The organism is Geodermatophilus normandii (assembly GCF_003182485.1).
GTDB classification, from domain to species: domain Bacteria; phylum Actinomycetota; class Actinomycetes; order Mycobacteriales; family Geodermatophilaceae; genus Geodermatophilus; species Geodermatophilus normandii.
Genome location: NZ_QGTX01000001.1, coordinates 729417 through 753833, shown reverse-complemented (window position 1 = coordinate 753833; position 24417 = coordinate 729417). Strand labels below are relative to the sequence as shown.

Annotated in this window: 25 protein-coding genes and 1 pseudogene; 13 read left to right on the top strand and 13 right to left on the bottom strand. The window is 77.6% G+C overall.

Annotation, left to right across the window (positions count from 1 at the left end; translation table 11 throughout):
- The first annotated feature begins 14 nt into the window (after positions 1-14).
- Complete coding sequence (locus JD79_RS03795; protein WP_245899641.1) at positions 15-344, top strand: tetratricopeptide repeat protein; 330 nt, start codon at positions 15-17, stop codon at positions 342-344.
- Positions 345-414: 70 nt separating this feature from the next.
- A complete protein-coding gene (locus JD79_RS03790) occupies positions 415-2283 on the top strand; it encodes an ABC transporter ATP-binding protein (protein ID WP_211308123.1) in 1869 nt (622 codons plus the stop codon).
- Between the two features lies 1 nt (position 2284).
- Here the strand turns inward: JD79_RS03790 and JD79_RS03785 are convergent, their stop codons facing one another.
- Both JD79_RS03785 and JD79_RS03780 read right to left on the bottom strand, forming a co-directional pair.
- The gene (locus JD79_RS03785) at positions 2285-2779 is read right to left on the bottom strand and encodes a nitroreductase/quinone reductase family protein (RefSeq protein ID WP_170149102.1); all 495 of its coding nucleotides are present in this window, start codon (positions 2777-2779) and stop codon (positions 2285-2287) included.
- Positions 2776-3483, bottom strand: coding sequence for a hemerythrin domain-containing protein (locus tag JD79_RS03780; protein WP_110004445.1), 708 nt, complete (start codon positions 3481-3483; stop codon positions 2776-2778). Before JD79_RS03780 ends, JD79_RS03785 begins: the two co-directional genes overlap by 4 nt.
- A 58-nt stretch (positions 3484-3541) precedes the next feature.
- Here JD79_RS03780 and JD79_RS03775 point away from each other — a divergent pair, with 58 nt between their 5' ends.
- The 4 genes from JD79_RS03775 to JD79_RS23350 all read left to right on the top strand — a co-directional run bounded on the left by JD79_RS03775 (position 3542) and on the right by JD79_RS23350 (position 8627).
- Positions 3542-4171 (top strand): TetR/AcrR family transcriptional regulator, encoded by a 630-nt coding sequence (locus JD79_RS03775; protein ID WP_170149101.1) that lies wholly within the window; start codon positions 3542-3544, stop codon positions 4169-4171.
- Positions 4172-4202: 31 nt separating this feature from the next.
- Positions 4203-4616 carry a YunG family protein gene (locus JD79_RS03770; protein WP_211307852.1) on the top strand — a complete coding sequence of 138 codons (414 nt, stop codon included), beginning with the start codon at positions 4203-4205 and terminating at the stop codon, positions 4614-4616.
- 38 nt (positions 4617-4654) lie between these two features.
- The gene (gene cobN / locus JD79_RS03765) at positions 4655-8269 is read left to right on the top strand and encodes a cobaltochelatase subunit CobN (RefSeq protein ID WP_110004442.1); all 3615 of its coding nucleotides are present in this window, start codon (positions 4655-4657) and stop codon (positions 8267-8269) included.
- 211 nt (positions 8270-8480) lie between these two features.
- Positions 8481-8627, top strand: a complete 147-nt coding sequence (locus JD79_RS23350) for a hypothetical protein (RefSeq protein ID WP_245899639.1) — start codon at positions 8481-8483, stop codon at positions 8625-8627.
- A gap of 76 nt (positions 8628-8703) precedes the next feature.
- Here JD79_RS23350 and JD79_RS03755 read toward each other — a convergent pair whose 3' ends face one another.
- From JD79_RS03755 to JD79_RS03745, 3 genes are read right to left on the bottom strand one after another with little or no spacing between them, the layout of a single operon-like run.
- Positions 8704-9489 (bottom strand): adenosylcobinamide-GDP ribazoletransferase, encoded by a 786-nt coding sequence (locus tag JD79_RS03755; RefSeq protein ID WP_110004441.1) that lies wholly within the window; start codon positions 9487-9489, stop codon positions 8704-8706.
- On the bottom strand, positions 9486-10007 hold the full coding sequence (cobU, locus tag JD79_RS03750) for a bifunctional adenosylcobinamide kinase/adenosylcobinamide-phosphate guanylyltransferase (protein ID WP_110004440.1): 522 nt from the start codon (positions 10005-10007) through the stop codon (positions 9486-9488). Before cobU ends, JD79_RS03755 begins: the two co-directional genes overlap by 4 nt.
- On the bottom strand, positions 10004-10567 hold the full coding sequence (locus JD79_RS03745) for a histidine phosphatase family protein (protein WP_110004439.1): 564 nt from the start codon (positions 10565-10567) through the stop codon (positions 10004-10006). The genes cobU and JD79_RS03745 overlap by 4 nt, the downstream gene beginning before the upstream one ends.
- A 65-nt stretch (positions 10568-10632) precedes the next feature.
- Between JD79_RS03745 and JD79_RS03740 the strand changes: the two genes are divergently transcribed.
- Together JD79_RS03740 and JD79_RS03735 are read left to right on the top strand one after the other, a co-directional pair.
- Entirely contained in the window at positions 10633-11433 is an 801-nt protein-coding gene (locus tag JD79_RS03740; protein ID WP_110004438.1) for a Fic family protein, read from the top strand.
- Positions 11434-11478: 45 nt separating this feature from the next.
- Positions 11479-12468, top strand: coding sequence for an aldo/keto reductase (locus JD79_RS03735; RefSeq protein WP_110007396.1), 990 nt, complete (start codon positions 11479-11481; stop codon positions 12466-12468).
- Positions 12469-12491: 23 nt separating this feature from the next.
- On the opposite strand, the gene JD79_RS03730 is transcribed toward JD79_RS03735, so the two are convergent.
- Complete coding sequence (locus JD79_RS03730) at positions 12492-13349, bottom strand: HAD family hydrolase (protein ID WP_110004437.1); 858 nt, start codon at positions 13347-13349, stop codon at positions 12492-12494.
- Positions 13350-13462: 113 nt separating this feature from the next.
- Here JD79_RS03730 and JD79_RS24620 point away from each other — a divergent pair.
- From JD79_RS24620 to JD79_RS03710, 5 genes and pseudogenes are all read left to right on the top strand, one after another.
- Positions 13463-13702, top strand: a pseudogene (locus JD79_RS24620) (septum site-determining protein Ssd); the annotation flags it as partial.
- Between the two features lie 35 nt (positions 13703-13737).
- The gene (gene ssd / locus JD79_RS03725) at positions 13738-14556 is read left to right on the top strand and encodes a septum site-determining protein Ssd (RefSeq protein WP_245899638.1); all 819 of its coding nucleotides are present in this window, start codon (positions 13738-13740) and stop codon (positions 14554-14556) included.
- Positions 14553-15692: a TadA family conjugal transfer-associated ATPase gene (locus JD79_RS03720; RefSeq protein WP_110004436.1), complete on the top strand. Its 1140-nt coding sequence runs from the start codon at positions 14553-14555 to the stop codon at positions 15690-15692. The genes ssd and JD79_RS03720 overlap by 4 nt, the downstream gene beginning before the upstream one ends.
- Positions 15689-16501 (top strand): type II secretion system F family protein, encoded by an 813-nt coding sequence (locus JD79_RS03715; RefSeq protein WP_110004435.1) that lies wholly within the window; start codon positions 15689-15691, stop codon positions 16499-16501. Before JD79_RS03720 ends, JD79_RS03715 begins: the two co-directional genes overlap by 4 nt.
- On the top strand, positions 16498-17211 hold the full coding sequence (locus tag JD79_RS03710; RefSeq protein WP_110004434.1) for a type II secretion system F family protein: 714 nt from the start codon (positions 16498-16500) through the stop codon (positions 17209-17211). The genes JD79_RS03715 and JD79_RS03710 overlap by 4 nt, the downstream gene beginning before the upstream one ends.
- Before the next feature lie 21 nt (positions 17212-17232).
- Here JD79_RS03710 and JD79_RS03705 read toward each other — a convergent pair whose 3' ends face one another.
- The 7 genes from JD79_RS03705 to JD79_RS03675 all read right to left on the bottom strand — a co-directional run bounded on the left by JD79_RS03705 (position 17233) and on the right by JD79_RS03675 (position 24308).
- Positions 17233-18033, bottom strand: a complete 801-nt coding sequence (locus JD79_RS03705) for a PIG-L deacetylase family protein (protein ID WP_245899636.1) — start codon at positions 18031-18033, stop codon at positions 17233-17235.
- A 64-nt stretch (positions 18034-18097) separates the two neighbouring features.
- Complete coding sequence (locus JD79_RS03700; protein WP_146220380.1) at positions 18098-18637, bottom strand: hypothetical protein; 540 nt, start codon at positions 18635-18637, stop codon at positions 18098-18100.
- A gap of 116 nt (positions 18638-18753) precedes the next feature.
- Positions 18754-19491, bottom strand: coding sequence for an HAD family hydrolase (locus JD79_RS03695; RefSeq protein ID WP_110007394.1), 738 nt, complete (start codon positions 19489-19491; stop codon positions 18754-18756).
- On the bottom strand, positions 19488-20639 hold the full coding sequence (gene wecB / locus JD79_RS03690; protein WP_110004432.1) for a non-hydrolyzing UDP-N-acetylglucosamine 2-epimerase: 1152 nt from the start codon (positions 20637-20639) through the stop codon (positions 19488-19490). The genes JD79_RS03695 and wecB overlap by 4 nt, the downstream gene beginning before the upstream one ends.
- Entirely contained in the window at positions 20636-21700 is a 1065-nt protein-coding gene (locus tag JD79_RS03685) for an ATP-grasp domain-containing protein (RefSeq protein WP_170149100.1), read from the bottom strand. Before JD79_RS03685 ends, wecB begins: the two co-directional genes overlap by 4 nt.
- Positions 21697-22878: an exosortase/archaeosortase family protein gene (locus tag JD79_RS03680; protein WP_110004431.1), complete on the bottom strand. Its 1182-nt coding sequence runs from the start codon at positions 22876-22878 to the stop codon at positions 21697-21699. Before JD79_RS03680 ends, JD79_RS03685 begins: the two co-directional genes overlap by 4 nt.
- Positions 22875-24308 (bottom strand): glycosyltransferase family 2 protein, encoded by a 1434-nt coding sequence (locus JD79_RS03675; RefSeq protein WP_245899634.1) that lies wholly within the window; start codon positions 24306-24308, stop codon positions 22875-22877. Before JD79_RS03675 ends, JD79_RS03680 begins: the two co-directional genes overlap by 4 nt.
- Positions 24309-24417: the final 109 nt, after the last annotated feature.

The window sequence follows — 24417 nt, the reverse complement described above, 5'->3', positions numbered from 1 at the left end:
GCCGTTCCGCCGGCGTGATCCAGCCGTTCGAGACCGACCTGCACTCCGAGTACCTGCGCGCCGACCTGTTCTTCTCGATGGGGCAGCCCGTCGAGGCCGCGCGCGTCCTGGAGCCGCTCGTGGCGGCCGAGCCGGGCAACGAGGCCGCGCTGGAGCTCCTGGCGCGCAGCTACTTCGGCTCGGCCCAGCTGCAGCGGGCGGAGGACGCGCTGCGGCGGCTGGTCGAGCTGGCCCCCGCCGACGGGTGGGCGCGCCGGGCGCTGGCGCGCACGCTGGAGCGGCAGAGCCGGCACGACGACGCCCTCGCGCACCACCGGGTGGCCGACGCCCTCGGCGCCGACTGACCGGTCTTGCTGCATCGGCACGGACGTTGACCTCCAGTCGGCATGAGGTCCTAGCGTCCGCGGCGTGAGCATGGAGATGACGGCGTGGTCGGCGCTCTCGCGGGCCACGCACGCCCGCGACGAGCGGCGCGGGATCTCCCGCGCCACCCTGCGGCGGGTGATGACGTACGCGCGGCCACACCGCGGTCGCATCGCCGCCTTCGTGACGGTCGGCGTGGTCGAGGCGGTGCTCGCGGTGGCCACCCCGCTGCTGGCGGGCCGGGTGGTGGACACGATCGTCGGCGGCGGGAGCGCCTCCACCGTCGTCGGCCTGGCCGTGCTGATCGCCGGGCTCGCCCTCGCCGGGACGGCACTGGGCCTGCTCGGCCGGTGGCTGTCGTCCACGCTCGGCGAGGGGCTGATCCTCGACCTGCGCACCGCCGTCTTCGACCACGTGCAGCGGATGCCGGTCGCCTTCTTCACCCGGACCCGCACCGGCGCGCTGGTGTCCCGCCTGGACAACGACGTCCTCGGGGCCCAGCGCGCCTTCAGCGACACCCTGTCCGGGATCGTCAGCAACACCGTCACGCTGCTGCTCGCGCTCGCGGCGATGCTGACGCTGTCCTGGCAGGTCACCGTCCTCGCGCTGCTCCTGCTGCCGGTGTTCCTGCTCCCGGCGCGCCGCATCGGCCGGCAGCTGGCCGGCCTGCAGCGCGTGGCCGCGGAGTCCAACGCGGCGATGACCGGTCAGACGACGGAGCGCTTCTCCGCGCCCGGCGCGACGCTGGTCAAGCTCTACGGCCGTCCCGACGCCGAGTCGGCCCGGTTCGCCGCCCGGGCGCGCGCGGTCCGCGACGTCGGCGTGCGGACGGCGATGGTGCAGTGGGCGTTCATCAGCGCGCTCACGCTGGTGTCGGCGCTGGCGCTCGCGCTGGTCTACGGCCTGGGCGGCACCTACGCGCTGGCCGGCTCGCTCGACCCGGGCGCCGTCGTCGCGCTGGCCCTGCTGCTCACCCGGCTGTACGCGCCGCTGACCGCGCTGGCCAGCGCCCGGGTCGACGTCGCCTCGGCCGTCGTCAGCTTCGAGCGGGTCTTCGAGGTGCTCGACCTCGTGCCCCTGGTCCGGGAGCGCCCGGACGCCCGCGAGGTCCCCGACGGGCCGGTGTCGGTGGAGCTCGACGGCGTCACCTTCGCCTACCCGTCGGCCGACCGGGTCTCGCTGGCGTCGCTGGAGGACGTGGCCCGGCTCGACGGCCGGGGCGGCGTCGACGTGCTGCACGACGTGTCCTTCGCCGTGCAGCCGGGCCAGGTCGTCGCGCTGGTCGGGTCCTCGGGCGCCGGCAAGTCGACGATCGCCTCGCTGGTGCCGCGGCTCTACGACGCCGACGCCGGTGCCGTGCGGCTGGGCGGGGTCGACGTGCGCGACCTGACCGCCGCCTCGATCCGGCGCACGGTCGGCGTGGTGACCCAGGACGGGCACCTGTTCCACGAGTCGCTGCGGGACAACCTGCTGCTGGCCGCACCGGAGGCGACCGACGACGACCTGTGGGACGCCCTCGCCCGCGCCCGGCTGGCCGACCTCGTCCGCGCGCTGCCCGACGGGCTGGACACCGTGGTGGGCGAGCGCGGCTACCGGTTCTCCGGCGGCGAGCGGCAGCGGCTGACCATCGCCCGGCTGCTGCTGGCCCGCCCGCGCGTGGTGCTGCTCGACGAGGCGACCGCCCACCTCGACGCGACGAGCGAGGCCGCGGTGCAGGAGGCCCTCGACGAGGCGCTGGAGGGGCGGACGGCGATCGTCATCGCGCACCGGCTGTCGACCGTGCGCGCCGCCGACTGCATCCTCGTGCTGGAGGGCGGCCGGGTGGTCGAGCGCGGCCGCCACGAGGACCTGCTGGCCCTCGGCGGGCGCTACGCCGAGCTGTACCGCACCCAGTTCGGCCGGCCGGTGGCCGTGGCGTAGGTCAGCCGGCGACCGGCGAGAGCCGCACCACCGCGATCCGCCGGGAGACCCTGGCCTGGTAGCCGTCGTAGGCGTCGCACCGGGCCATCAGCGCCGCCCACAGGCGGGGCCGGTCGGCGTCGTCCACCTCGGCGGCGGTGACCGCCCAGCGCCGGCCGCGCACCTCGACCTCCCCGCGCGGGTCGGCCCGCAGGTTCAGCCACCACTGCGGCTCGGTGTCGATGCCGCCGTTGGACGCCGCGACCACCAGGTCGGCGCCGTCGCGCACGTGGAGCAGCGGCGTGGTGCGCGGCAGCCCGGACACCCGCCCGCGGCAGGTCACCAGGACGACGTCGCCGCCACGGAACCGGTTGCCCAGCCGGCCGCCGGTGCGGCGCAGCAGCGCGGTGTGCAGCGCCGCCACCCGCCGGGACAGGACCGTGGCCGCGCGGTCGGCGCGGGACAGGGTCGTGGTCGCCGTGGTCGTCGCGGTCGTCGTGGTCGTCGTCGCGGTCACCGGGCGGTCCCGAACAGGCGCGCGTCGGCACGGGCGGCGCGGCGGCCGAGGAAGCGGGCGACGGCGAGCATCGCCGGGTGCGGCACCGGCAGGCGGTCGACCACCTCGTCGGGGATCGCCGACACCGTCCAGCCGAGGGCGCCGAGCATCTCGTGCGGGCGGTACTCCTTCGCGAACACCTCGCGCTCGAGCCGGTCCCAGTCGGCCGGGGTGAGGTGCCGCTGCACCTGCTCCATGCCGTCGCTCTCCTCGTGCGCGAGGTGCGTGGCCAGCCCGTCGCGCAGCGCGGCGGTCTGCGCGGCGAGCTCCGCCCGGGTGGCCTCGTCGCCGCGCCCGGCGGCCAGCGCCGCCAGCCCCGCGGTGACCGCGGCGAGCGCGGGGTCGATGCCGGCGTGCTCGGCCTCCAGCGCGTCGAGGACGGCGGCGTCCGCGCCCCGCTCGGCGAGCAGCGGCCACAGCCCCGCGTCCTCGCCGGAGTGGTGCGCGTGCAGGTAGCGGGCGAAGCGCGCGAAGCGGCGGGACAGCCCGCGCCAGCGGGCGCGGTCGGTCGGCGCGACCGTCGGGACGACCGCGGCGAAGGCCTCCAAGTCGCGCCGGAAGCCGCGGTGCATGACGAACATGCCCACGAGGTCGATCGGGCCGTCGGGCGCGGCGGCCTGGCCCTCCAGGCGGACCTGTACGGGGCGAGCGGAGGTGGTGGTCACGGGGTGCCCTTTCGGTTGAATACCGATCAAACGAACAGCGGCACGGTATGGTGAACCGGTGACCGAGGGCAAGAGGGTCTACCGCTCCGATCTGCGCCAGGAGCAGGCCCGCCGCACCCGCGTCCAGGTGCTGGAGGCGGCCACCCGCTGCTTCCTCGAGCGGGGCTACGCGGCGACGACCATGCGGGAGGTCGCCGAGGCGGCCGGCGTCTCGGTCCCCACCGTCTTCGCCCAGGGCGGGAAGGCCGCGCTGCTGCTCGCCTGCGTCGACCGGGCGCTGGTGGGCACCGACGACGACCGCGCCGTGCGGGAGCTCGGCCCGTTCGCCGACCTGCTCGCGGCGGCCGACCGGTCCACCCGGCTGGCCGCCCTGCACCGGCTGGCGTCGGAGAGCGCGGCGGGCACCCTGGCGATGCAGGACGCCTTCGCGGCCGCGGCCGCGGCCGATCCCGAGGTCGCCGCCCCCTACGCCGAGTACGAGCGACGGCGGCGTGCCGACATGACCCTGCTCGTGCGCGCCTTCGCCGACGACCTGCGCGCCGACCTCGACCCGGAGTCCGCCGTCGACGTCGTCTGGTCCGTCTTCTCCCCGCAGACGCAGTCACGGCTGATCCGCGGGTGCGGCTGGACCCCGCAGCGCTACGCCGACTGGCTGCCCGGCGCGGTCGAGCGGCTGCTGCTGCGGTGACCCGTCGTCCCGTGCTGGCAGGCTGCTGCCCGTGCCGACGCTCGACGAGGTGACCGCCGCTCTCCGCGCCTCCTGGTGCCGGGAGACCTGCGACCCCGGTGACGTCACCGACTGGACGCCGGCGAACCCGGCGCGCGGCCAGTGCGGCCCGACCGCGCTGGTCCTGCACGACCTCTACGGCGGGGACCTGCTGCTCGCGGAGGTGCTGCTGCCCGACGGGTCGCGGCAGGGCGTGCACTGGTGGAACCGGCTGCCGGACGGCCGGGAGGTCGACCTCACCCTCGACCAGTTCGCGCCCACCGAGGTGGTGCAGGCGCCCCGGGTCGTCGCCCGTCCCGAGGGCCTGCCCCGATACGGCGCCGAGCAGTACCTCCGGCTGCGCTCGGCGGTCCTGACCCGCCTGGGACAGGTGTCCGGCGACGGCCCCCGGGCCTCCGCCGGCTGACCGGGCCGGCCCGGTCCCGGCGGGTAGCGTCTGCCCGCGTGTTCGTCCTGCTCTCCACCAGCGACACCGACCTCCTCTCCGCCCGCGCCAGCGGCGCCGACTGGCGGCTGGGCAACCCCGTCCGGCTCGGCGACGACGGCATCGCGGCCCTGACCGACGGCGCCCGGCTCGTCGTCGTCCGGATCCTCGGTGTGCGGCGGCAGTACGAGGAGATGCTCGCTCCCCTGCTCGCCGGACCGGCGCCGGTCGTCGTCCTGGGCGGTGAGCAGGTGCCCGACGCCGAGCTCATGGAGCTGTCCACCGTCCCGATGGGCGTGGCCACCGAGGCGCACGGCTACCTCGCGCAGGGCGGCCCGGACAACCTCGTCCAGCTGCACCGCTTCCTCTCCGACACGGTGCTGCTCACGGGTGAGGGGTTCGAGCCCCCGTCGGTGGCGCCGGAGTGGGGCGTCGTGGAGCGGGCCGCGCGGACGGCCGCCGGCCCGCGGGTCGCCGTCCTCTACTACCGGGCGCACCACCTGGCCGGGAACACCGCCTTCGTCGAGTCGCTGTGCCGCGCGGTCGAGGACGCCGGCGGGCAGGCGCTGCCGGTGTTCGTGAGCTCCCTGCGCTCGGTGTCCGACGAGCTCCTCGACGTGCTGCGCACCGCCGACGCCCTCGTCGTCACCGTGCTCGCCGCCGGCGGCTCCCGGCCGGCCACCGCGTCGGCCGGGGGCGACGACGGCGCCTGGGACGTCGGCCGGCTCGCCGCGCTCGACGTGCCGGTGGTCCAGGGGCTGTGCCTGACCCGGTCGCGCGCGGACTGGCTGGCCGACGACGACGGCCTCTCCCCGCTCGACGTCGGCAACCAGGTGGCGATCCCGGAGTTCGACGGCCGGCTGATCAGCGTGCCGTTCTCCTTCAAGGAGACCGACGACGACGGCCTGACGCAGTACGTCGCCGACCCCGAGCGGGCCGCGCGGGTGGCCGGGACCGCGGTGGCCCACGCCCGGCTGCGGTCCACCCCGCCCGCCGAGCGCCGCGTCGTGGTGATGCTGAGCGCCTACCCGACCAAGCACGCGCGGATCGGCAACGCCGTCGGCCTGGACACCCCGGCGTCGGTGGTGCGGCTGCTGGCCGCGATGCAGGGGCAGGGCTACGACGTCGGCCCGTTCGACGGGCCCGACGCGCTGCCCGGCCTGGCCGACCTCGACGGCGACGCACTGGTCCACGCGCTCATCGCCGCCGGCGGGCAGGACGCCGACTGGCTGACCGAGGAGCAGCTGTCGGGCAACCCGGTGCGCATCCCGGCCGCGGAGTACCGGCGGTTCTTCGACACGCTGCCGGCCGACCTCCGCGCGGCGATGACCGAGCACTGGGGCGAGGCGCCCGGGTCGCTGTTCGTGGACGGGGACGACGTCGTGTTCGCCGCGCTGCGGGCCGGCAACGTCGTCGTGATGGTGCAGCCGCCGCGCGGCTTCGGCGAGAACCCGATCGCGATCTACCACGACCCCGACCTGCCGCCCTCGCACCACTACCTGGCCGCCTACTGGTGGCTCCGGTCGGAGTTCGGCGCGCACGCGCTGGTGCACGTCGGCAAGCACGGCAACCTCGAGTGGCTGCCGGGCAAGACGGTGGGACTGTCGGCCTCCTGCGGCCCGGACGCCGCGATCGGCGACCTGCCGCTGGTCTACCCCTTCCTGGTCAACGACCCGGGCGAGGGCTCGCAGGCCAAGCGCCGGGCGCACGCCACGCTGGTGGACCACATGGTCCCGCCGATGGCGCGCGCCGACTCCTACGGCGACATCGCGCGGCTGGAGCAGCTGCTCGACGAGCACGCCAACGTGGCCGCGATGGACCCGGCGAAGCTGCCGGCGGTGCGGGCGCAGATCTGGACGCTGCTGCAGGCGGCGAAGCTCGACTCCGACCTCGGGCTGGCCGAGCGGCCGGAGGACGACCACTTCGACGAGATGATCCTCCACGTCGACGGCTGGCTGTGCGAGATCAAGGACTCGCAGATCCGCGACGGCCTGCACGTGCTGGGGACGCCGCCGTCGGGCTCCGACCGGGTCGACCTGGTGCTGGCGATGCTGCGGGCGCGGCAGATCTGGGGCGGGTCGGTGGCGCTGCCGGGCCTCCGGGAGGCGCTCGGCCTGACCGAGGACGGCTCCGCGGGGCTGAAGGCCACCGACGCCGTCGAGGCGCAGGCTCTCGCGCTGGTGGCGGGCATGGAGGAGGCCGGCTGGACGACCGGCGCCGTCGGCCCGGTCGTGCGGGAGGTGCTCGGGCGCGAGGACGCGGGCGTGGCCGACGTGCTGCGGTTCGCCGTCGACGAGGTGGTGCCCCGGCTGGAGCGCACCACCGACGAGCTCGACGCCACGCTGCACGCCCTCGACGGCGGCTACGTGCCCGCCGGTCCGTCGGGCTCGCCGCTGCGCGGGCTGGTCAACGTGCTGCCGACCGGGCGCAACTTCTACTCGGTCGACCCGCGGGCGGTCCCGTCGCGGCTGGCGTGGGAGACCGGGCAGGCGATGGCCGAGTCGCTGGTCGAGCGCTACCTGGCCGACACGGGGGAGTACCCGCCGTCCGTCGGCCTGTCGGTGTGGGGGACCTCGGCGATGCGCACCTCCGGTGACGACGTCGCGGAGGTGCTCGCCCTGCTCGGGGTCCGGCCGGTGTGGGACGACGCCTCGCGGCGGGTGACGTCGCTGGAGCCGGTGCCCCTCGAGGAGCTCGGCCGGCCGCGGATCGACGTCACGGTGCGCATCTCCGGCTTCTTCCGGGACGCCTTCCCGCACGTGGTGACCATGCTCGACGACGCGGTGACGCTGGTGGCGGGACTCGACGAGCCGGCGTCGCAGAACTTCGTGAGGGCGCACGTGGACGCCGATGTCGCCTCCCACGGCGACCGCCGGCGGGCGACGACCCGGGTGTTCGGCTCCAAGCCCGGGGCCTACGGCGCGGGCCTGCTGTCGCTGATCGACTCGCGGAACTGGCGCGGCGACGCCGACCTGGCCGAGGTGTACGCGGTTTGGGGCGGCTACGCCTACGGCCGCGACCTCGACGGCGTGCAGGCCCGGCCCGACATGGAGTCGGCCTACCGGCGGATCGCGGTGGCGGCGAAGAACGTCGACACCCGCGAGCACGACATCGCCGACTCCGACGACTACTTCCAGTACCACGGCGGGATGGTGGCGACGGTCCGCGCGCTGACCGGCTCCGCGCCGCGTGCCTACATCGGTGACTCCACCCGGCCCGAGCAGGTGCGCACCCGGTCGCTGACCGAGGAGACCTCGCGCGTCTTCCGGGCGCGGGTGGTCAACCCCAAGTGGCTCTCGGCGATGCGCCGGCACGGCTACAAGGGCGCCTTCGAGCTGGCGGCGACCGTCGACTACCTGTTCGGCTACGACGCCACGACCGGCGTCGTGGCCGACTGGATGTACGAGAAGCTCACCCAGACCTACGTGCTCGACCCGGAGAACCGGGAGTTCATGGAGCGGTCCAACCCGTGGGCGCTGCACGGCATCGCCGAGCGGCTACTCGAGGCCGTCGACCGGGGCATGTGGGCCGAGCCGGACCCGGCGCTGCTGGCCGAGCTCCAGCAGGCCTACCTCGACACGGAGGGTGACCTGGAGGGCGGCGAGACCCCGGCGCAGTCCGGTGCGCCCGCGTGATCACGAGGGTGTCCTGCGTGACGGCGCGCCGTCCGGCCGCGTCCCCGGGGCGTGGGCCCGGCCGGGTGGGTACCCCACGTCCATGGGCATCCTGAACCGACTCCTCGGAACTGCTGAGACCACGGCTCGTCGGGGCGCCGCCGGAGGCCGCGCCGCCGCAGGACGTGCCACGACTGGACGCGGCATGGGCCGCGGCATGGGCGGACGGGGCATGAGCGGACGCGGCATGGCGGCCGGCACGGGCCGGACCCGCATGTCGGCCGGCACCCCGACCCGGCGCATGGGCCGCGGTGCGCCGACGACCGCCGCCTCCGGCGGGCTGGGCCGGCTGCTCGGCTCGCTGACCGGCCGCCGCTGAGGCGAGGACCCCGCTGCCCCCCTCGCCAGTTCGAGGCGGGTCCCTGCAGCGGGGTCGCGTGGTCGGCGGTCCGCCGCTAGACGATCCCGGCGCAGGCGGCGGCGACCAGCAGGACGACGGTCGCCGCCGCCTCGCCCATCGCCCCCATCACGTCCCCGGTGACCCCGCCGAGGCGCGCCGACGCGCGGGCCCGCACGGCCTCGGCCGCCAGCAGCCCCGCCGCCGCGGCCCCGACCAGGACCGCCGCCGCGGCCGGACCGGTGCTCAGCCAGGCGGTGGTCGCCGCCAGCGCCGCGGTGAGCGCCGTCCACCCGGCCAGCCACGGCCGCGACACGGTGCCGGCCACCGCCCGCCCCAGCGACGAGCCCTCCGCCGTCGGCGTCCCGGGCAGCCCCGTGCGGGCCATCGACAGCCGCGCGACCACCACCGCGGTCCACAGCGCCGGCCAGCCGCCATCGCCGGCCAGCAGCGCCGCGCCCGCCGACGCCTGCAGCAGCAGCGTGAGGACGAGCGTCACCACCCCGAACGGGCCGACGTCGCCCTGGTGCATCACCTGCAGCGCCCGCTCCCGGCCGCGCAGCGGCCCCAGGCCGTCGGCGGTGTCGGCGAGCCCGTCGAGGTGCAGCGCGCGGGTGAGCGCCGCGAGGACGGCCAGGGCACCGACCGAACCGGTCAGCGGGGACACCAGGTGCGCGCCGAGGACGCCGGTGCCGGCCGCCACCCCGCCCAGCGCCAGCCCGACCAGCGGCGCCCACGGCAGCACGCCGCGCGTCGACGTCGTCCCGGCGGCGGGCACGCGGACCGCGGTGAGCAGCGCGACCGACTCCAGCGGGCCGGCCCACCACGAGCGCCGGTCGCTCACCGCAGCCGCTGGGGCAGTCCGGCGACGACGAACCAGACCTCGTCGGCGGTCCCGGCCAGCCGCTGGTTGACCTCGCCGAGGGTGTCGCGGAACAGCCGGCCCGACCGGGACTCCGGCACCACGCCCAGCCCCACCTCGTCGCTGACCGCGACCACGTGCGCCGGGGTCATCGCCCAGGCGTTGACCAGCGCGTCGACCCGCCCGGCCAGCCGGTCGGAGGAGCCGGGCTCGCCGGTCCACACGCCGGTCTCGTCCATGAGCGCGGCGACCCAGGTGGTCACGCTGTCGACGAGCACGGTCCCGCCGCGCAGCAGCTCGCTGGGCGCCGTCGTCTCGAGCGTCGTCCACGCGGCCGGCCGGCGGGCGCGGTGGGCGGCGACGCGGCGGGACCACTCGGCGTCCCCCGGCGCGGCCGCGGACGTTGCCAGGTAGACGACGTCGGCCCGGCCGGCGACCAGCGACTCGGCGTGCGCGGACTTGCCCGACCGGGAGCCGCCCAGCACCAGCACCCTGCTCACCGGGCGACCGCCGCGGTGAGCTCCAGCGGGGTGACCGTGCCGTTGTGCGGCGTCACCGCCGGCATCTCCGCCGGGCCCAGCCCGGCCGCCACCGCCTGCGCGGCGCGGATGGTGTCGCCGTGGGTGACCAGCGCGACGACGTCGGCCGGCGGGTCCTCCCGCAGCCGCGCCAGGAGAGCCGCGACCCGGGCGTGCAGGGCGGACAGGCTCTCGCCGCCCTCGGCCGCCCAGTGCGGATCGGTCCAGTCGACGACGTCCCACAGCTCGCGCGAGGGCCGGCCCTCCAGCACCCCGTAGCCCTGCTCGCGCAGCGCCGGCGTCGTGGTGAACGGCAGTCCGGTGGTGGCGGCGCAGTGCTCGGCGGTCTGCACCGCCCGCAGCAGGTCCGACGACAGCACCGCCCCGGGCCGGAGCGGGACCAGCGCGCGCGCCGCGGCGGCGGCCTGCTCGTGCCCCAGGGCGGTGAGCGGGACGTGCGCCGTCTGGCCCTGCATGAGCCCGGCGGCGTTCCACTCGCTCTGGCCGTGGCGGACGAGGAGGAGGGTGAGCGGGCGGGCCATGGTGGTCGCCGAGCGTAGGACAGGCGACGGCGGGTGCCCGAGCCGGTGCTCGTACCGTCGCAGGGGTGAGCATCCCCGTCCGTCCTGGTGCCGCCCGCCCCGGTGCCGCCCGTCCCGCCGCGTCGGCGGGGCCCGACCCGCTGGCGCCGCTGCTCGACCTGCCGGGCGTCCGCGACGCCGCCGAGGCCGCCCGCTCCGGCATCGACCGGCTGCTGGCGCACCGGCTCATGCGCAACCGGTCGGCCGAGGTCAGCAGCGAGTCGGCGCTGCGGGGCGCCCGCGCGTCGGCCGCGCTCGACGGCGTCGACGTCCCGCTGGCCGACCTGCGGGCCGGCTCGGTGGACGACCCGGTGGTGCAGGGGTCGCTGCGGGTCTCGGTGGGGCTGGGCGCGATGGTCGACACGTGGGCGAGGGCCCCGGGGCAGGTGCTGGCCCGGCTGCACGTGCTCGCCGCCGCCGACGTCGCCGACCGGGCCGACCTCGGCCGGCCCGGACCGCACGCCGGGCCGCGGCTGAACGGCCTGTTCCAGGTGGTGACCGGCACGTCGACGGTCCCGGCGGTCCTGGTGGCCGGCCTGGTGCACGGGGAGCTCGCGGCGCTGGCGCCCTTCGGCACCGCCGACGGCGTCGTCGCCCGCGCCGCCGGCCGGCTGACGACCATCGGCCGCGGGCTGGACCCCAAGGCCGTCTCGGTGCCCGAGGTCGGCTTCGCCGAGCTCGGTGTCGACGCCTACCGGGAGCGGCTGGCGGGCTACGCCTCGGGCGGCCCCGACGGCGTCGCGGCGTGGCTGGTGCACTGCTGCCGCGCCACCGAGCTCGGCGCCCGGGAGGGCCTGGCGATCGCCGAGGCGATCCTGCGCGGCTGACCGGCCCGTCCTGCGCTCCGGGGGGGTGCGGGGGAGAGTGGGGTGATGCGCTACCTCGACGTCGACGGGATCGGCCGGGTCAGCCGGATCGGGCTGGGCACCTGGCAGTTCGGCTCCCGGGAGTGGGGCTACGGCGAGGGCTACGCCGAGGGCGCCGCGCGCGACATCGTCCGCCGCGCCCGCGACCTCGGCGTGACGCTGTTCGACACCGCGGAGGTCTACGGGTTCGGCCGCAGCGAGCGGATCCTCGGCGAGGCGCTGGGCGAGGAGCGCACCGAGGTCGTCGTCGCCTCGAAGGTCTTCCCGGTGGCGCCGTTCCCGCCGGTGGTCCGCTCCCGGCTGGAGGGCAGCGCCCGGCGGCTCGGGCTGCGGAGGATCCCGCTCTACCAGGTGCACCAGCCCAACCCGGTGGTCCCCGACAGCGTGATCATGCCGGGCCTGCGGCAGCTGCTCGACGAGGACCGCATCGGCGCCGCCGGTGTCTCGAACTACTCGCTGGCCCGCTGGCGCGCGGCCGACGCCGCGCTGGGCCGGCCCGTGCTGAGCAACCAGGTGCAGTTCTCCCTCGCCCGGCCCGGGGCGCTCGAGGACCTGGTGCCCTTCGCCGAGCGCGAGGGGCGGATCGTCATCGCCTACAGCCCGCTGGCGCAGGGGCTGCTCGGCGGGCGCTACGACGTCGGCAACCGGCCCGGCGGGGTGCGCGCGGCCAACCCGCTGTTCGGCACGGAGAACCTGCGCCGGGTCCGGCCGCTGCTCGACGTCCTGCGCGAGGTCGCCGACGCCCACGGCGTCCGGCCGGGCGCGATCGCGCTGGCCTGGCTCGTCTCGCTGCCGCAGGTGGTGGTGATCCCCGGTGCCTCCGGCGTGGAGCAGATGGAGGCCAACGCCGCGGCCGGCGACATCGACCTGCGGCCCGACGAGCAGCAGGCGCTGACCTCGGCGGCGCGGGCGTTCACGCCGGTGTCGGCCGTGCGCACGCTGGCCGACGGCGTGCGGGAGCGGCTCGACGGCGTGCGCGAGCGGCTGGGGGTCTGAGCCGCAGGGCTGCGGCCGGGGGCTCAGGCGCCCCGGTGCCGCCACCGGCCGGCCGGGACCGCCACCGGGGCCGCGGTGGCGGCCGCGGCGGCCACCGCCCGCAGCGCCCGCCGCCGGGCGTACCAGGCCAGCCCGGCCACCGCCGCGCCCACGCCCATCGCGGCGCCGGTGACCACGGGGGCCGGCGGCACGGCGAAGCGCGAGCGCATCGACACCGGCCGGGTGAACTCCAGCACCGGCCAGCCGCGCTCGGCGGCCACCTTGCGCAGCGCCCGGTCGGGGTTGACCGCCGTCGGGTGCCCGACCGCCGAGAGCATCGGCAGGTCGGTGACCGAGTCGCTGTAGGCGTAGCAGTCGGCCAGGTCGTAGCCGCTGTCGGCGGCCACCTGCCGCATCGCCTCGGCCTTGTTCTCCCCGTAGGCGTAGAACGCGATCTCGCCGGTGTAGTGGCCCTCGGCGGTCACCATGCGGGTGGCCACCACCCGGTCGGCACCGAGCATCTCGCCGATCGGCTCGACCATCTCCGCCCCGCTGCTGGAGACGATGACGATCTCCCGCCCGGCGGCCCGGTGGAACTCGATGAGGTCGGCGGCCTCGGCGTAGACCAGCGGGTCGACGACCTCGTGCAGCGTCTCCGAGACGATCTCGTGCACCGTCGCGACGTCCCACCCGGTCGCCATGTCGGTGATCTGCGCCCGCATCCGCTCCATCTGCGTGGCGTCGGCACCGGCCAGGGAGAAGACGAACTGGGCGTAGGCGCCCTTGAGCACGGCGCGGCGGTTGATCAGCCCGCCCGCGAAGAAGGGGCGGCCGAAGGCCAGGGTGCTGGACTTGGCGATGACCGTCTTGTCCAGGTCGAAGAACGCCGCGGCGCGGGTCACAGCTCACGACTGTAAGGGCACGCGAGGGGGGTGACGGGCACCCGCGCGCCGTCCACACCCGTACGGGTCGTCCACAGGTCAGCGCCGCGCCGGCCGGGCGTCCCCGCGGTGCGCTGCGCTCGGCGCGTGCACCCGCGTCCCGTCCCCCGCCCTCCCGCCCGCTGGTCGTCAGCACCGACGAGGACCTGCTCGACGACGTCCTGCGCGTCCTCGCCGCCGCCGGCACCGAGGCCGAGGTCGCCACCGGCGGTCCGGCGCTGCGCCGCGCGCACCGCGAGGCCGGGCTGGTGCTGCTGGGCGCCGACGTCCTCGCCGCCCCGGCCGTCCGCGCGCTGCCCCGGCGCCCGGGCGTGGTCGTCGTCGCGGCGGGCGCGCTGCCGGCACCGGCGTGGGCGGCGGCGGTCGAGCTCGGGCCGAGCGGGTCGCCGTCCTGCCCGACGACGAGGCGTGGCTGGCCGCCCGGGCCGGTGATGCGGTGCGCTCGCCGGTGGACCGCGGCTGGCTCGCGGTGGTCGGGGGCGCGTGCGGGGGAGCGGGCGCGAGCACGCTGGCCACCGCACTCGCCGTCGCCACCGCGGCCCGCGGCGACGGCGTCCTGCTGGTCGACGCCGATCCGTGGGGCGGCGGGCTGGACCTGCTCCTCGGCGCCGAGGACGCCGAGGGCCTGCGCTGGCCCGCGCTGGCAGGGGTGCGCGGCAGGCCGGCGGGCGACGCGCTCCTGGCGGCCCTGCCCGAGGCCGCCGGCGTGCACGTCCTCGCCGCCGCCCGCGACGATCCGGCGCCGGTGCCGGCCGAGGCGCTCGCCGCCGTGGTCGAGGCCGCGCGCGGCTGCGGCCTGCCCGTGGTCGTCGACCTCCCGCGGGGGACCGGCCCCGACGCCGTGGCCGAGGCGGTGCTGGCCGAGGCCGACCTCGCCGTGCTCGTCGTGCCGGCCCGGCTGCGGGCCGCCTCGGCCGCGCGGTCGCTGGTCGCCAGGGGGCCCTGGTCGGCGGCCCGGGTCGTCCTGCGCTCCGTGCCGGGCGGCCTGTCGGCCGCGGAGGTCGCGGCCGTGACGGGTTCCCCGGTGCTCGCCGAGCTGGGACACGACCGCGGCGCGCCGTCCCGCGGCGAGCGCGGGGAGCCGCCCCACGTGGCGCCGCGCAGCCCGCTGGGTGCGCTCACCCGCCTGCTGCTCGGGGAGCTCGCGCGGCCGGGGCGCGCGGCGTGAGCGGCCTGCCGCTGGTCGAGCGGGTACGCGCCCGGCTGGCGCTGGAGCCTGGGCCGCCGAGCCGGGCGGCGGTCGCGGCGCTCGTGCGGGAGGAGGCAGGTCTGCTCGGCGAGACCGACGTCCTCGACGCGGTGCGCGACGCGGTGGCCGAGCTGGCAGGCGCCGGGCCGCTGGAGCCGCTGCTGCGAACGCCCGGTGTCACGGACGTGCTGGTCAACGGCCCCGGCGAGGTGTGGGTGGACCGGGGGAGCGGTCTGGAGCCCGTGGAGGTGCGCTTCCCCGACGAAGAGGCCGTCCGCCGGCTGGCGGTGCGGCTGGCCGCCAGCGCCGGCCGCCGGCTCGACGACGCCGCGCCGTGGGTCGACGCCGGCCTTCCCGACGGCACCCGGCTGCACGCGGTGCTGCCGCCGGTGTCTGGGAGCGGCACCTGCCTGTCGCTGCGGGTGCTGCGCCGGTGCACGCTGGACCTGGCCGGCCTCGCCGCGCGCGGCACGCTGCCGGGGGAGTCCGACACCCTGCTGCGGGCGGTCGTGCGCCGGCGGCTGGCCTTCCTGGTCACCGGCGGCACCGGGTCGGGCAAGACGACGCTGCTCTCGGCGCTGCTGGGAGAGGTGCCGCCGGGCGAGCGGGTGGTCCTGTGCGAGGACGCCCCGGAGCTGACCCCGGCGCACCCGCACGTCGTCCGGCTGCTCACCCGGCCGCCGAACGTGGAGGGCGCCGGTCAGGTGACCCTGCGCGACCTGGTGCGCCAGGCGCTGCGCATGCGGCCCGACCGCCTGGTCGTCGGAGAGGTGCGCGGCGCGGAGGTCACCGACCTGCTGGCCGCGCTCAACACCGGGCACGACGGCGGCTGCGGCACGCTGCACGCCAACCGGCCGGCGGAGGTGCCGGCCCGCCTGGAGGCGCTCGGTGTGGCGGCGGGCCTGGACCGGCGGGCCGTGCACAGCCAGGCCGCGGCCGCCCTCGCCGTCGTCGTCCACCTCCGGCGCGGTCCGGGCGGGCGGGAGGTGGCCGAGATCGGCGTGGTGCGCCGCGACGGCGACCTCGTCGCCGTCGACGCCGGCTGGCGCGCCGACGGCGGCCCGTGCCCGGGTGCGGCCCGGCTGGCCGACCTGCTCGACGGGGGAGCGGCGTGACCGCGGCCCTGGTGGTCGGCGCCCTCGCGCTGCTCGCCTGGCCGGGTGGTGCGGCGCGGCGGCGGGCGCGGCTGCGGCGGCTCGTCGGCGGAGCCCGGGGAGCCGCCGGGTGGTCCGCGGCCGTCGCCCCGGCCGCCTGGCCCCTCACGGCGGGCACCGCGGGGCTGGCCGCCGGCGCGCTGGCCGGTCCACCGCTGGTGGCCGTCCTCGCGGCCGTGCTCGCCGCGGTCGCGGCCCGCGCCGTGCTCCGGCAGCGCGAGCGCGCCCGGGAGGAGCAGTCGCTGGACGTCCTCGCCGACGCCCTGGCCGCGCTGGCCGCCGAGCTCCGCAGCGGCCGGACGCTGGCGGCGGCCACGGCGTCGGCCGTGGCGGTCGTCCCCGACGCCGGCGCGGCCCGCGGCCTCGCGCGCGCCCTGCGGGCTCCGGAGGGCGTCCCGTCCAAGGCGGTCCCCTCGGCGGCTGCGGCCGAGCTGGGGCGGGCCCACGAGCGGCTCGCGGCGGCCGTGCGGCTGAGCAACCGCACGGGGTGCTCCCTCGCCGCCGTGGCCGGCGCGGTGGAGGACGACCTGCGCGCCCGGAGGCGTCAGCGGGAGGAGCTGGGCTCGGTGACCGCCGGGCCGCGGGCGAGCGCCGCCCTTCTGGCGGGCCTGCCGCTGCTGGCGCTCGCCATGGGCGGCGGCATCGGTGCCCGTCCGTGGACCGTGCTCACCACGACTCCCGTCGGCCAGGTCCTGCTCGTCGCCGGGGTGGCCCTGGAGGCGGCCGGTCTGGCCTGGTCGGCCCGGCTGGTCCGCCGGGCGCTGCGATGACCTCGGTCGCCGCGCTGCTGGCCGTCGCCGCTGCGCTGGTCGCCTGGCCGTCCCCCGGTGCCGGCCGGAGCGCCCGGCTGCGCGCGGTGGGCCTGCCGCCGACGGTGCGGAGGACCCGGCCGGCCGCGCGGGGCCGGCGCCCGGTGCTGCCGGTCCTCGCCGGCCTGGCCGTGGCGCTGCTGGTCGGCGGCGGGACCGGCGTGGCGCTCGGGGCGGTGGTGGGGGTGCTGGCCGACCGGTGGCTGCGGCGGGTGCCCGGCAGCGGGCCCGCCGGTGCGCTCCCGGCCGAGGAGCTGCCGGTCGCCTGCGACCTGCTGGGGGTGTGTCTCGCAGCCGGGCTGACGGTGGGCGGGGCGCTAGCCGCCGTCGCCACCGCGCTGCCCGGGCCGCTGGGGGACGCACTGGCCGCCGTCGCCGGTCGGCTCCGGCTCGGCGCGGCGCCCCGGACGGCCTGGCACGACGCACCGCCGGAGCTCGCCGGGCTGGGCCGGGTCCTGGTGCGGGCGGGGGAGTCGGGCGCGGCGGCGGCACCGGCTCTGCGGACCCTGGCCGCGGAGGCGCGTGCGGCGGCCCGCAGCCGCGCCGAGGCGGGCGTGCGGCGGGCGGGGGTGTGGGTGCTGGCACCGCTGGGGCTGTGCTTCCTGCCGGCCTTCGTGTGCCTCGGGATCGCGCCGATGATCATCGGCATCGCAGGTCAGGTGTTCAGGTGACGACCCGTGTGCCGAAGGGGGTCAGCGGCCGCGGGCCGGCATCGACGCGGTGTGCGCCGGCACCAGCGACCACGCGGCCGGGACCGAGGCGGGCACCGGCCGGGCGGCGGGCGCGAGGTCGAGCACCATGCGGGTGGGCTGGAAGGCCTCGGCGTAGCCGATCCGCGCCTGCGCCCCCCAGTGCCGGGCGGAGGCGACGACGGCGTCCGGCTCCACCATGGCCGAGCGCTCCACCTGCGACGCGTGCGCGGCGAGGGCGTCGAGCTTGCCGGCCAGGAAGGCGGTGACGTCGACGAAGACGCTCGGCGTGAAGGTCAGCGTCGAGGGGCTCTGGTAGTGCAGGACCCGCGGCAGGCGCCGGGCCGCGCCGAGGGTGGCGGCAGCGATGGCGCGGTGGTCCTGGTGGCTGTCGTCGGGGGCGTGCACGTAGACGAGGTCGGCGGCGGTGTCCTGCAGCACGGCCTCGATGCGGCGGACGGTGGCCGAGTCGGCCACGACCTCGCAGTCGCGCAGGCCGCCCCACACCAGCCGGGCGCCGATCAGTTCCGCTGCCCGCTGCTGCTCGGCGCGCCGGCCGGCCACCTGGCGGTCGTCGCCGGGGCCGTTCTCGCCGCCGGTCACGACCAGGACGGTCACCGTGTCGCCGGCGGCCACGTGCGCGATCAGCGCCGCGCCGCAGCCGAGCTCGACGTCGTCGGGGTGCGCCCCGATGGCCAGGACGTTGCGTCCGGGGGTCCTCGTCGTCGCGCCGTCCACGGCCGCCGTCCTCTCCTCGTCCGGGGCGGTCTCCCCGCCCGGCACCTGTCCATCGGCGCCGTTCACGGCGTCCTCCAGTGCGGCGACCGGACCTCCCCCCGGAGGGGGAGATCCGGTCGTGCACGACCGGTCAGTCCGCGGCCGGGACCGGGGTCCCGCGGTCGCGGCGCCGCCGCGAGACGTACACCGACGTGCCGCCCACGGCGCCGGCGGCGGCGAGGGCCATGACCACGCCCATGCCGTTGCCGTCGGCCGGCAGCTCGGTCGAGGCCGGGCAGCGGGTGCCGCCGTCCCGCCGGGCGATGCCGTACACGCCGTGGACCTGCCACTGCACGGTCGTGATCGACGCCGGCACCTGCACGGAGAAGACGCCCTGGCGGGTCCCCGGTGAGAAGCGGGTGACCTGCTCGCCGTCGAACCGGTCGGGCGTCATGTCGTTGAGGCTGCCCCGGCCGACCGTGACCGTCGCCGACGTCGTGTTCGTGTAGCCGAAGACCGCCGTCCACGAGCCGTCCTGGACGGGGGTCACGCAGGTGACCAGCGGTCGGATCCAGCCGTAGTGGGCGCTGGCCGGGCCGGGTGTCAGCAGCACCACGGACAGCGCGATCCCGGCGACCACCGCCAGCCGGGCACCGAGCGGCGTCCTGCGCCGCCGCGTCCTGCCTGTCATGTGCACCCCCCTCCGGACCGGGGCGCACGCCGCCCCGCCGAAGGGCCATCGGAGGGCCGGGCGGGCGGCTGCAGGTGGCCGCCGGGGGGATCACCCCGGCGGGGGAACGGGTGCGCTCAGCCGGCCACGGGGACGGCGGCGCCCACGAGGGCCAGGGCCAGCGCGGCGGCCTCGGGGAACGTGGCGGTCGTCGCCCACGGCGCCGGGACGTCCGGCGCCGCCGCGTACTCGCCCTGCCGGACGCGGATCGCCCGGGCGCCCACCGCGGCCGCGACGGCGACGTCCTTGCCCGGGCGGTCCCCGATCACCAGCACCCGGTCGGCGGGGACGCCGAGCCGGGCGGCGAGGACGAGCAGTCCCGCGGGCGCGGGCTTGCGCGCCGCCCGCCCGCCGAGCGCGTCGGTGACCAGGACCTCGCGCAGCAGCGGTCCCAGCCCGGTCGCGGCGAGCTTCGCCTGCTGGATGACCGGGTTGCCGTCGGTCAGGCACCCCACGGGGACCGCGGCGGCCAGCGTCGCGAGGGCCTCCGGCACGCCGGGATGGGGCGCGAGCCGGTCGGGCGCGCAGGCGGTGAACGCGGCGACCAGCGGGGGCACGCAGCGGGGGAGGTCGGCGGCCGGCACGCCGGCGGCGAGCAGCGCGCGGTCGATCGTGCCGCCGGTGTCGGACCCGGCCGCGAGCTCCGCGGCCAGCGCCGCGCGCACCGCGGGACCGTCCAGGCCGGCCGCCGCGGCGGCGGCACCGACGTCGGCCGCCGCCGCGGCGAGGTGGGCGGCCTGCGGGTACAGCGTGTCGTCGAGGTCGACGACCACGGCCAGGGGCGGCGGGCCGTCCCAGGAGGGCGCGGCGCTCACCACGGGAGCCGGCCGTCGGTGAAGTCGGGCTCGTCGAGGGCCAGCAGCGCGTCGGTCGCCTCGTCGGCGAGGACGGCGGCGACCTGCGGCCCGGTCGTGCCGTCGCCGTAGGGACAGGGCAGCCCGGCGGCGCGGGCCTGGCCCTCGGCGCCGGTGTGCGCCGCGGCGGCGGCCAGGACGGCGTCGGCGGCGGAGTCGTCGGCCAGGCCGGCCAGGGTCGTGGTGCCGGCCTCGACGCCCTCCCACCGCGGCGTCGAGCCGCGCAACACGACCACGGGGACCCCGAGGTAGGCGGCCTCCTCCTGGATGCCGCCGGAGTCGGTGACCGCCAGCCGGGCGGAGGCTAGCGCGGCCAGCAGGGTGTCATAGTCGACCGGTCCGCTGCGCGTGATCGCCGGGTGCTCGAGCTCGGCGTCGAGGCCGGTGGCCGCGAGGCGGGCCGCGGTCCGCGGGTGCACCGGGAAGGTCACCGGCCCGACCTGGTCGGCCAGCGCGCGGACCACGCCCACCAGCCGCTTGAGCCGCACCGGGTCGTCGACGTTGGTGGGGCGGTGGGCGGTCACCAGGACGCCGCGCCGCTGCGCCACCGGCACCGGCCGGACGCCGCGGGCCACGAGCGTGTCCACCACCGGGTTGCCGACGACGAACACCCGCTCGGCGGGGACGCCCTCGGCGGCGAGGAACGCCGCGGCCCGCCGGGTCGGGGCGAGGTGCAGGGCGGCCACGGCCGCGGCCACCCGCCGGTTGACCTCCTCGACGCTGCGCGGGTTGAGGCTGCGCAGCCCGGCCTCGAGGTGCGCGAAGGGCACGCCGGCGCCCCGCGCGGCCAGGGCGTAGGCGGGCACGGTGTTCGTGTCACCGAGGGCCAGCACGACGTCCGGCCGCGAGCGGGCCACCGCCCGCGCGGCGTCGGCGTGCAGGGCGCCGTGCCGGGCCGCGGGGTCGCCGGTCGGGAGGGAGAAGCGCCAGGTGGGCGCCAGGCCGAGGGTCTCCTGCAGCCGCGTGGAGAGCGCCGGGTCGGTGTGCTGCCCGGTGTCGACGACGTCGACCCGGTGCCCGGCGGCGGTCAGGGCCGCCACGACGGGCGCGAGCTTGACCACCTCCGGCCGGGTGCCGAAGGGGACGAGGACGTGCCGGCTGCGGCTCACGCGGACACCGCCCGTGCGGCGGAGGGGTCGGCCACCGGCGCGCCGTCCGGTCCGGTGTAGGTCTCGGCGAAGTAGCGGCTCATGCGGACGCCGGGGGTGAACCACAGGTGCGGCAGCGCGGCCCGCGGGTCCCGGATGCCGGTCAGGTAGGCGCTGACGACGTCGGCGCCCGCGGCCAGCGTCAGCGGCAGCCCGCCGGAGAAGCGCGGGTTGATCTCCACGACGGTCGCCCGGCCGTCGTCGGCGACGAAGCCCTGCACGTTCGCCGGGCCGGTCAGCCGCACCGCCTCGAGAGCCGCCGCGACCACGTCGGTGACGGCGGGGGAGTCGAAGGTGGTGCCCTTGACCGAGATCCCCGCCCTCGTGTCGTCGCGCCAGCGCGGCACGACGGTGAGCAGGCCCCCGTCGCGGCCGACCAGGCTGTCGGCGGTGAACTCGCGTCCCTGCAGCCGGGTCTGCGCGATGAGCGAGGCGTCGTCGTTCAGGGCCTCGGCGACCGCGGCCCGGCTGTCGAGCAGGCGCACCCCGCGGCTCCCGCGGCCGGCGCGCGGCTTGACCACCCAGGGGCCGGGCACGGCGGCCAGCCCGGCGGCGGTCCCGGTGGTCGCCGGGTGCGGGACCCCGGCGTCGCGCAGCGTCCGGGCGAAGGCGGCCTTGTCGCAGCACACCTCGACGCTGTCCGCCGGCGGCAGCCAGGTGGCGACGCCGGCCTCGGCCAGCTGTGCGGCCCCGGCGGCCAGGGCGGGCAGCTCCTCGGCGACCGTGCCGATCAGCGCGTCGACGCCGTACGCCGTCGCCAGGGAGACGAGCGCGTCGACGAAGCGCACGTGGTCCGCGCGCGGGACGATCGCGCCGACCGTGGCCAGGGCGCAGCCGGCGGCCGACCAGTCGGCGTCGACGCCGACGACGTGGTGCCCGAGGGCCACCAGGCGGCGGATGACCGCCACGCCGGCCGGGCCCCCTGCGCCGGTGACGAGCACGGCTCCGCGGCCGGCGCCGTCGGTGTCGGCGTGGCGTCCCGCGGACGGGGGAGCGGGTGCGGGGTGCAGGGTCGAGGTCACCGGGGCGTCTCCGAGTCGGGCGGACGGGCGAACGTGGCGGGGCGCGGAGTGGCCGCGGTCGGCAGGGGTGCGGCGGGTGCGGGCGCTGCCGAGCGGGGCGCGGTCGGCGGGACCGGGATCCGGGCGACCGGGACCGTCGGCTGTGTCGCGGTCGCCGTCCGGGCGGCCTCCTCCCGGTCGACGGCGGGCCGGGCGAGCAGCCAGCCGCGGGCCCACAGGCGCAGCGCGGAGACGCGGGCGTCGGTGACCGGCTCCCACTGCCGGGCGGCGACGCACTCGGCGAGGCAGTCGAGGACGGCGGCGTCGGTCTCGTAGGTGGCCACGGCGACGAGCGAGGCGCTGTGCGCGCCCAGCCCGTCGGCGGCCAGCTCGCGGATGCGGTCGGCCCGGTGGTCCGGGGGCAGGTGACCGAGCCGGTAGTCCACGCGGGCCGCCTCGCGGCGGGCGGCCAGCCGGCCCGAGAGCCGGCGCGGGAGGACGTGGCGGTGCAGCAGCCCGGTCACGGTGGTGCGCCGCCGGCGTCCCCGGTCCTCCTCGCCCTCGGGAGCGCGGTAGCCCAGGCCGGGGCGGGCCCAGCTGTCGGGGCGCCGCGCGGTGTGCCGGCCCGCGACGTCCTGCTCGGCCCGCTCGAGCGCCGGCAGCGTGATCCAGACCATCAGCAGGAAGCCCCCCAGGGTGGCGACCAGGTTCCACACCGTGCCGACCCAGTCGTGGAAGAGGACGAGGGCGCCCTCGCCCCACTGCAGCCCCGCCCAGGCCGAGAGCAGCAGCCGGCCGTGGTTGAGGACCAGCAGGGCACCGACGGCCACGACCAGGCCGCCGACGGCGTGCAACTTGCGGCTGCGCAGGACGACGGCGGTCAGCGCGGTCAGCCCGAGGACCGACAGCACCGAGGAGCACGACGCCGTGACGACCGCGTCGATGATCCCGCCGTCGTCGCGGAAGACCAGGACGTGCTGCGGCAGCACGCCCGACGCCTGCCCCGGCGCGAGCCAGCCGAGCACCCGGGCGACCCAGGCCGCCTCCAGCACCTGGAGCGGGCCGGACAGGTAGCGGAAGCCCAGCACGCAGATCGCCGCGGCGACCGCGAGGTCGAGCAGGACCGGCAGCAGCCGCCGCGTGGACCCGCGCAACGGCCGCCGCCGGGCCGGGGGCAGCGCGAGGCCTGCGGCGGTCACCGTTCCTCCGCGGACGGGACGGCGAACGACCGCGGCCGCGTGCCGGCGGGAGCGGTCGCGGGAACGGCGGTCACGGGGGCGGCGACCGGGACGTGCGCGGCCGGCCGCACGGTCGAGGTGGCGCCCGACCGCGTCGTCTTCACCCAGCTGTAGGGGCGCCCGAGCATCCCGTCGACGTAGGCGCGGGAGGTGATCCAGATCGACAGGGCGAACGCGGGCAGGAAGCCGAGCAGCCGCCAGGCCGAGCGGCGCTCGACCCGGCCGACCAGCAGCCCGACGCACAGCTCGGCCAGCGGGCCGATGAACAGCAGCATCGACAGCGGGAGCAACCCGATCACCGGCAGGTCCCCGACGCCGAAGGCGCGCAGGACGGTCAGCAGCAGCCCGAGGCCGGACAGCATCGGCACGTGGTAGACGGCGAGGAACAGCGACGTCTCGACCTTCTCCACCGGGGAGAGGTACGGCGTGCGCATGAGCGGCCACCAGTAGTCGCGCAGGCACTTCTGGTGGCCGCGGGCCCAGCGGTAGCGCTGCTTCCAGAACCGCTGGGCGCTGACCACCGCCTCCTCGAAGTCGATCGCCGAGACGTCGTAGCGCACCCGCTGCCCCGCCATGAGCACGCGCAGGGTCAGGTCGGTGTCCTCGGTGACGGTCTCGGGGTTCCAGCCGCCGAGCGCCCGCAGCGTGCTCATGCGGACCGCGCAGTTGGCGCCGCCGTAGGCGGGCAGCTCGAACAGCGCCTGCCGGCCGTACTCGTTGACGAGGTAGCCGGAGAGGTAGTCGACGAAGACCGTTCCGGCCATCGTCGAGTCCTTGCCGTTGCGGATGACGCACCGGCCCATGACCGCGCCGACCACCGGGTCGCGGAAGTGCCGGACCAGCCGGCGCAGCGACGACGGCTCCGGCTCGTGGTCGGCGTCGAAGACGAGCACGATCTCGGCGTCCACCAGGCCGAGGGCCTCGTTGAGCGCCCCGGACTTGCCCCCGCCGGCACCCGGGGCCCGGTGCAGCACGCGCAGCCGCGGCTCCTGCGCCGCCCAGGCGTCGAGCTTCGGACCGGTCGCGTCGTCCGAGCCGTCGTCGACGACGACCAGGGTGAGCCGGTCGGCCGGGTAGTCCAGCGCGAGCAGCGCCGAGACCATCCCGTCGACGACGAGCTCCTCGTTCTTGCAGCCCACCAGCACCGCGACCGGCGGCGTGTAGGTGTCCAGGCCGACGTCAGCGGCGAGCAGGTCGCGTTCGGCCCAGCGGGCAGCGGCGACGGCGAAGGCGAGGTGCCGGCAGAAGTAGATGCCGAACACCACGTTGAGGGCGCCGGCGACGACGCCCAGCGTCCGGTCGAACCCGAACAGGACCGCGGCGGCGGCGAAGGCGACGGCGTAGCCGGCGAGCACGAGCGGCCGGCCCTCGGGGCGGTCGGGCTGAGCCACGGGTCCTCCTCCCGCCGTCTGCGGTGATGCGGTCGCGCCACCTCGTGGCAGATACGGCATTCGAGGCGCCCATCTGAAGCGGAGGAGCCGACAGCCGGCGCTGCGCCGT

Excerpts from the sequence above, each read along its gene's own strand:
- JD79_RS03745 (WP_110004439.1), bottom strand. The coding sequence starts at position 10,567 with ATGGCCCGCCCGCTCACCCTCCTCCTCGTCCGCCACGGCCAGAGCGAG.
- JD79_RS03710 (WP_110004434.1), top strand. The coding sequence starts at position 16,498 with ATGACCTCGGTCGCCGCGCTGCTGGCCGTCGCCGCTGCGCTGGTCGCC.
- JD79_RS03790 (WP_211308123.1), top strand. The coding sequence starts at position 415 with ATGGAGATGACGGCGTGGTCGGCGCTCTCGCGGGCCACGCACGCCCGC.
- JD79_RS03735 (WP_110007396.1), top strand. The coding sequence starts at position 11,479 with ATGCGCTACCTCGACGTCGACGGGATCGGCCGGGTCAGCCGGATCGGG.
- JD79_RS23350 (WP_245899639.1), top strand. The coding sequence starts at position 8,481 with ATGAGCGGACGCGGCATGGCGGCCGGCACGGGCCGGACCCGCATGTCG.
- JD79_RS03700 (WP_146220380.1), bottom strand. The coding sequence starts at position 18,637 with ATGACAGGCAGGACGCGGCGGCGCAGGACGCCGCTCGGTGCCCGGCTG.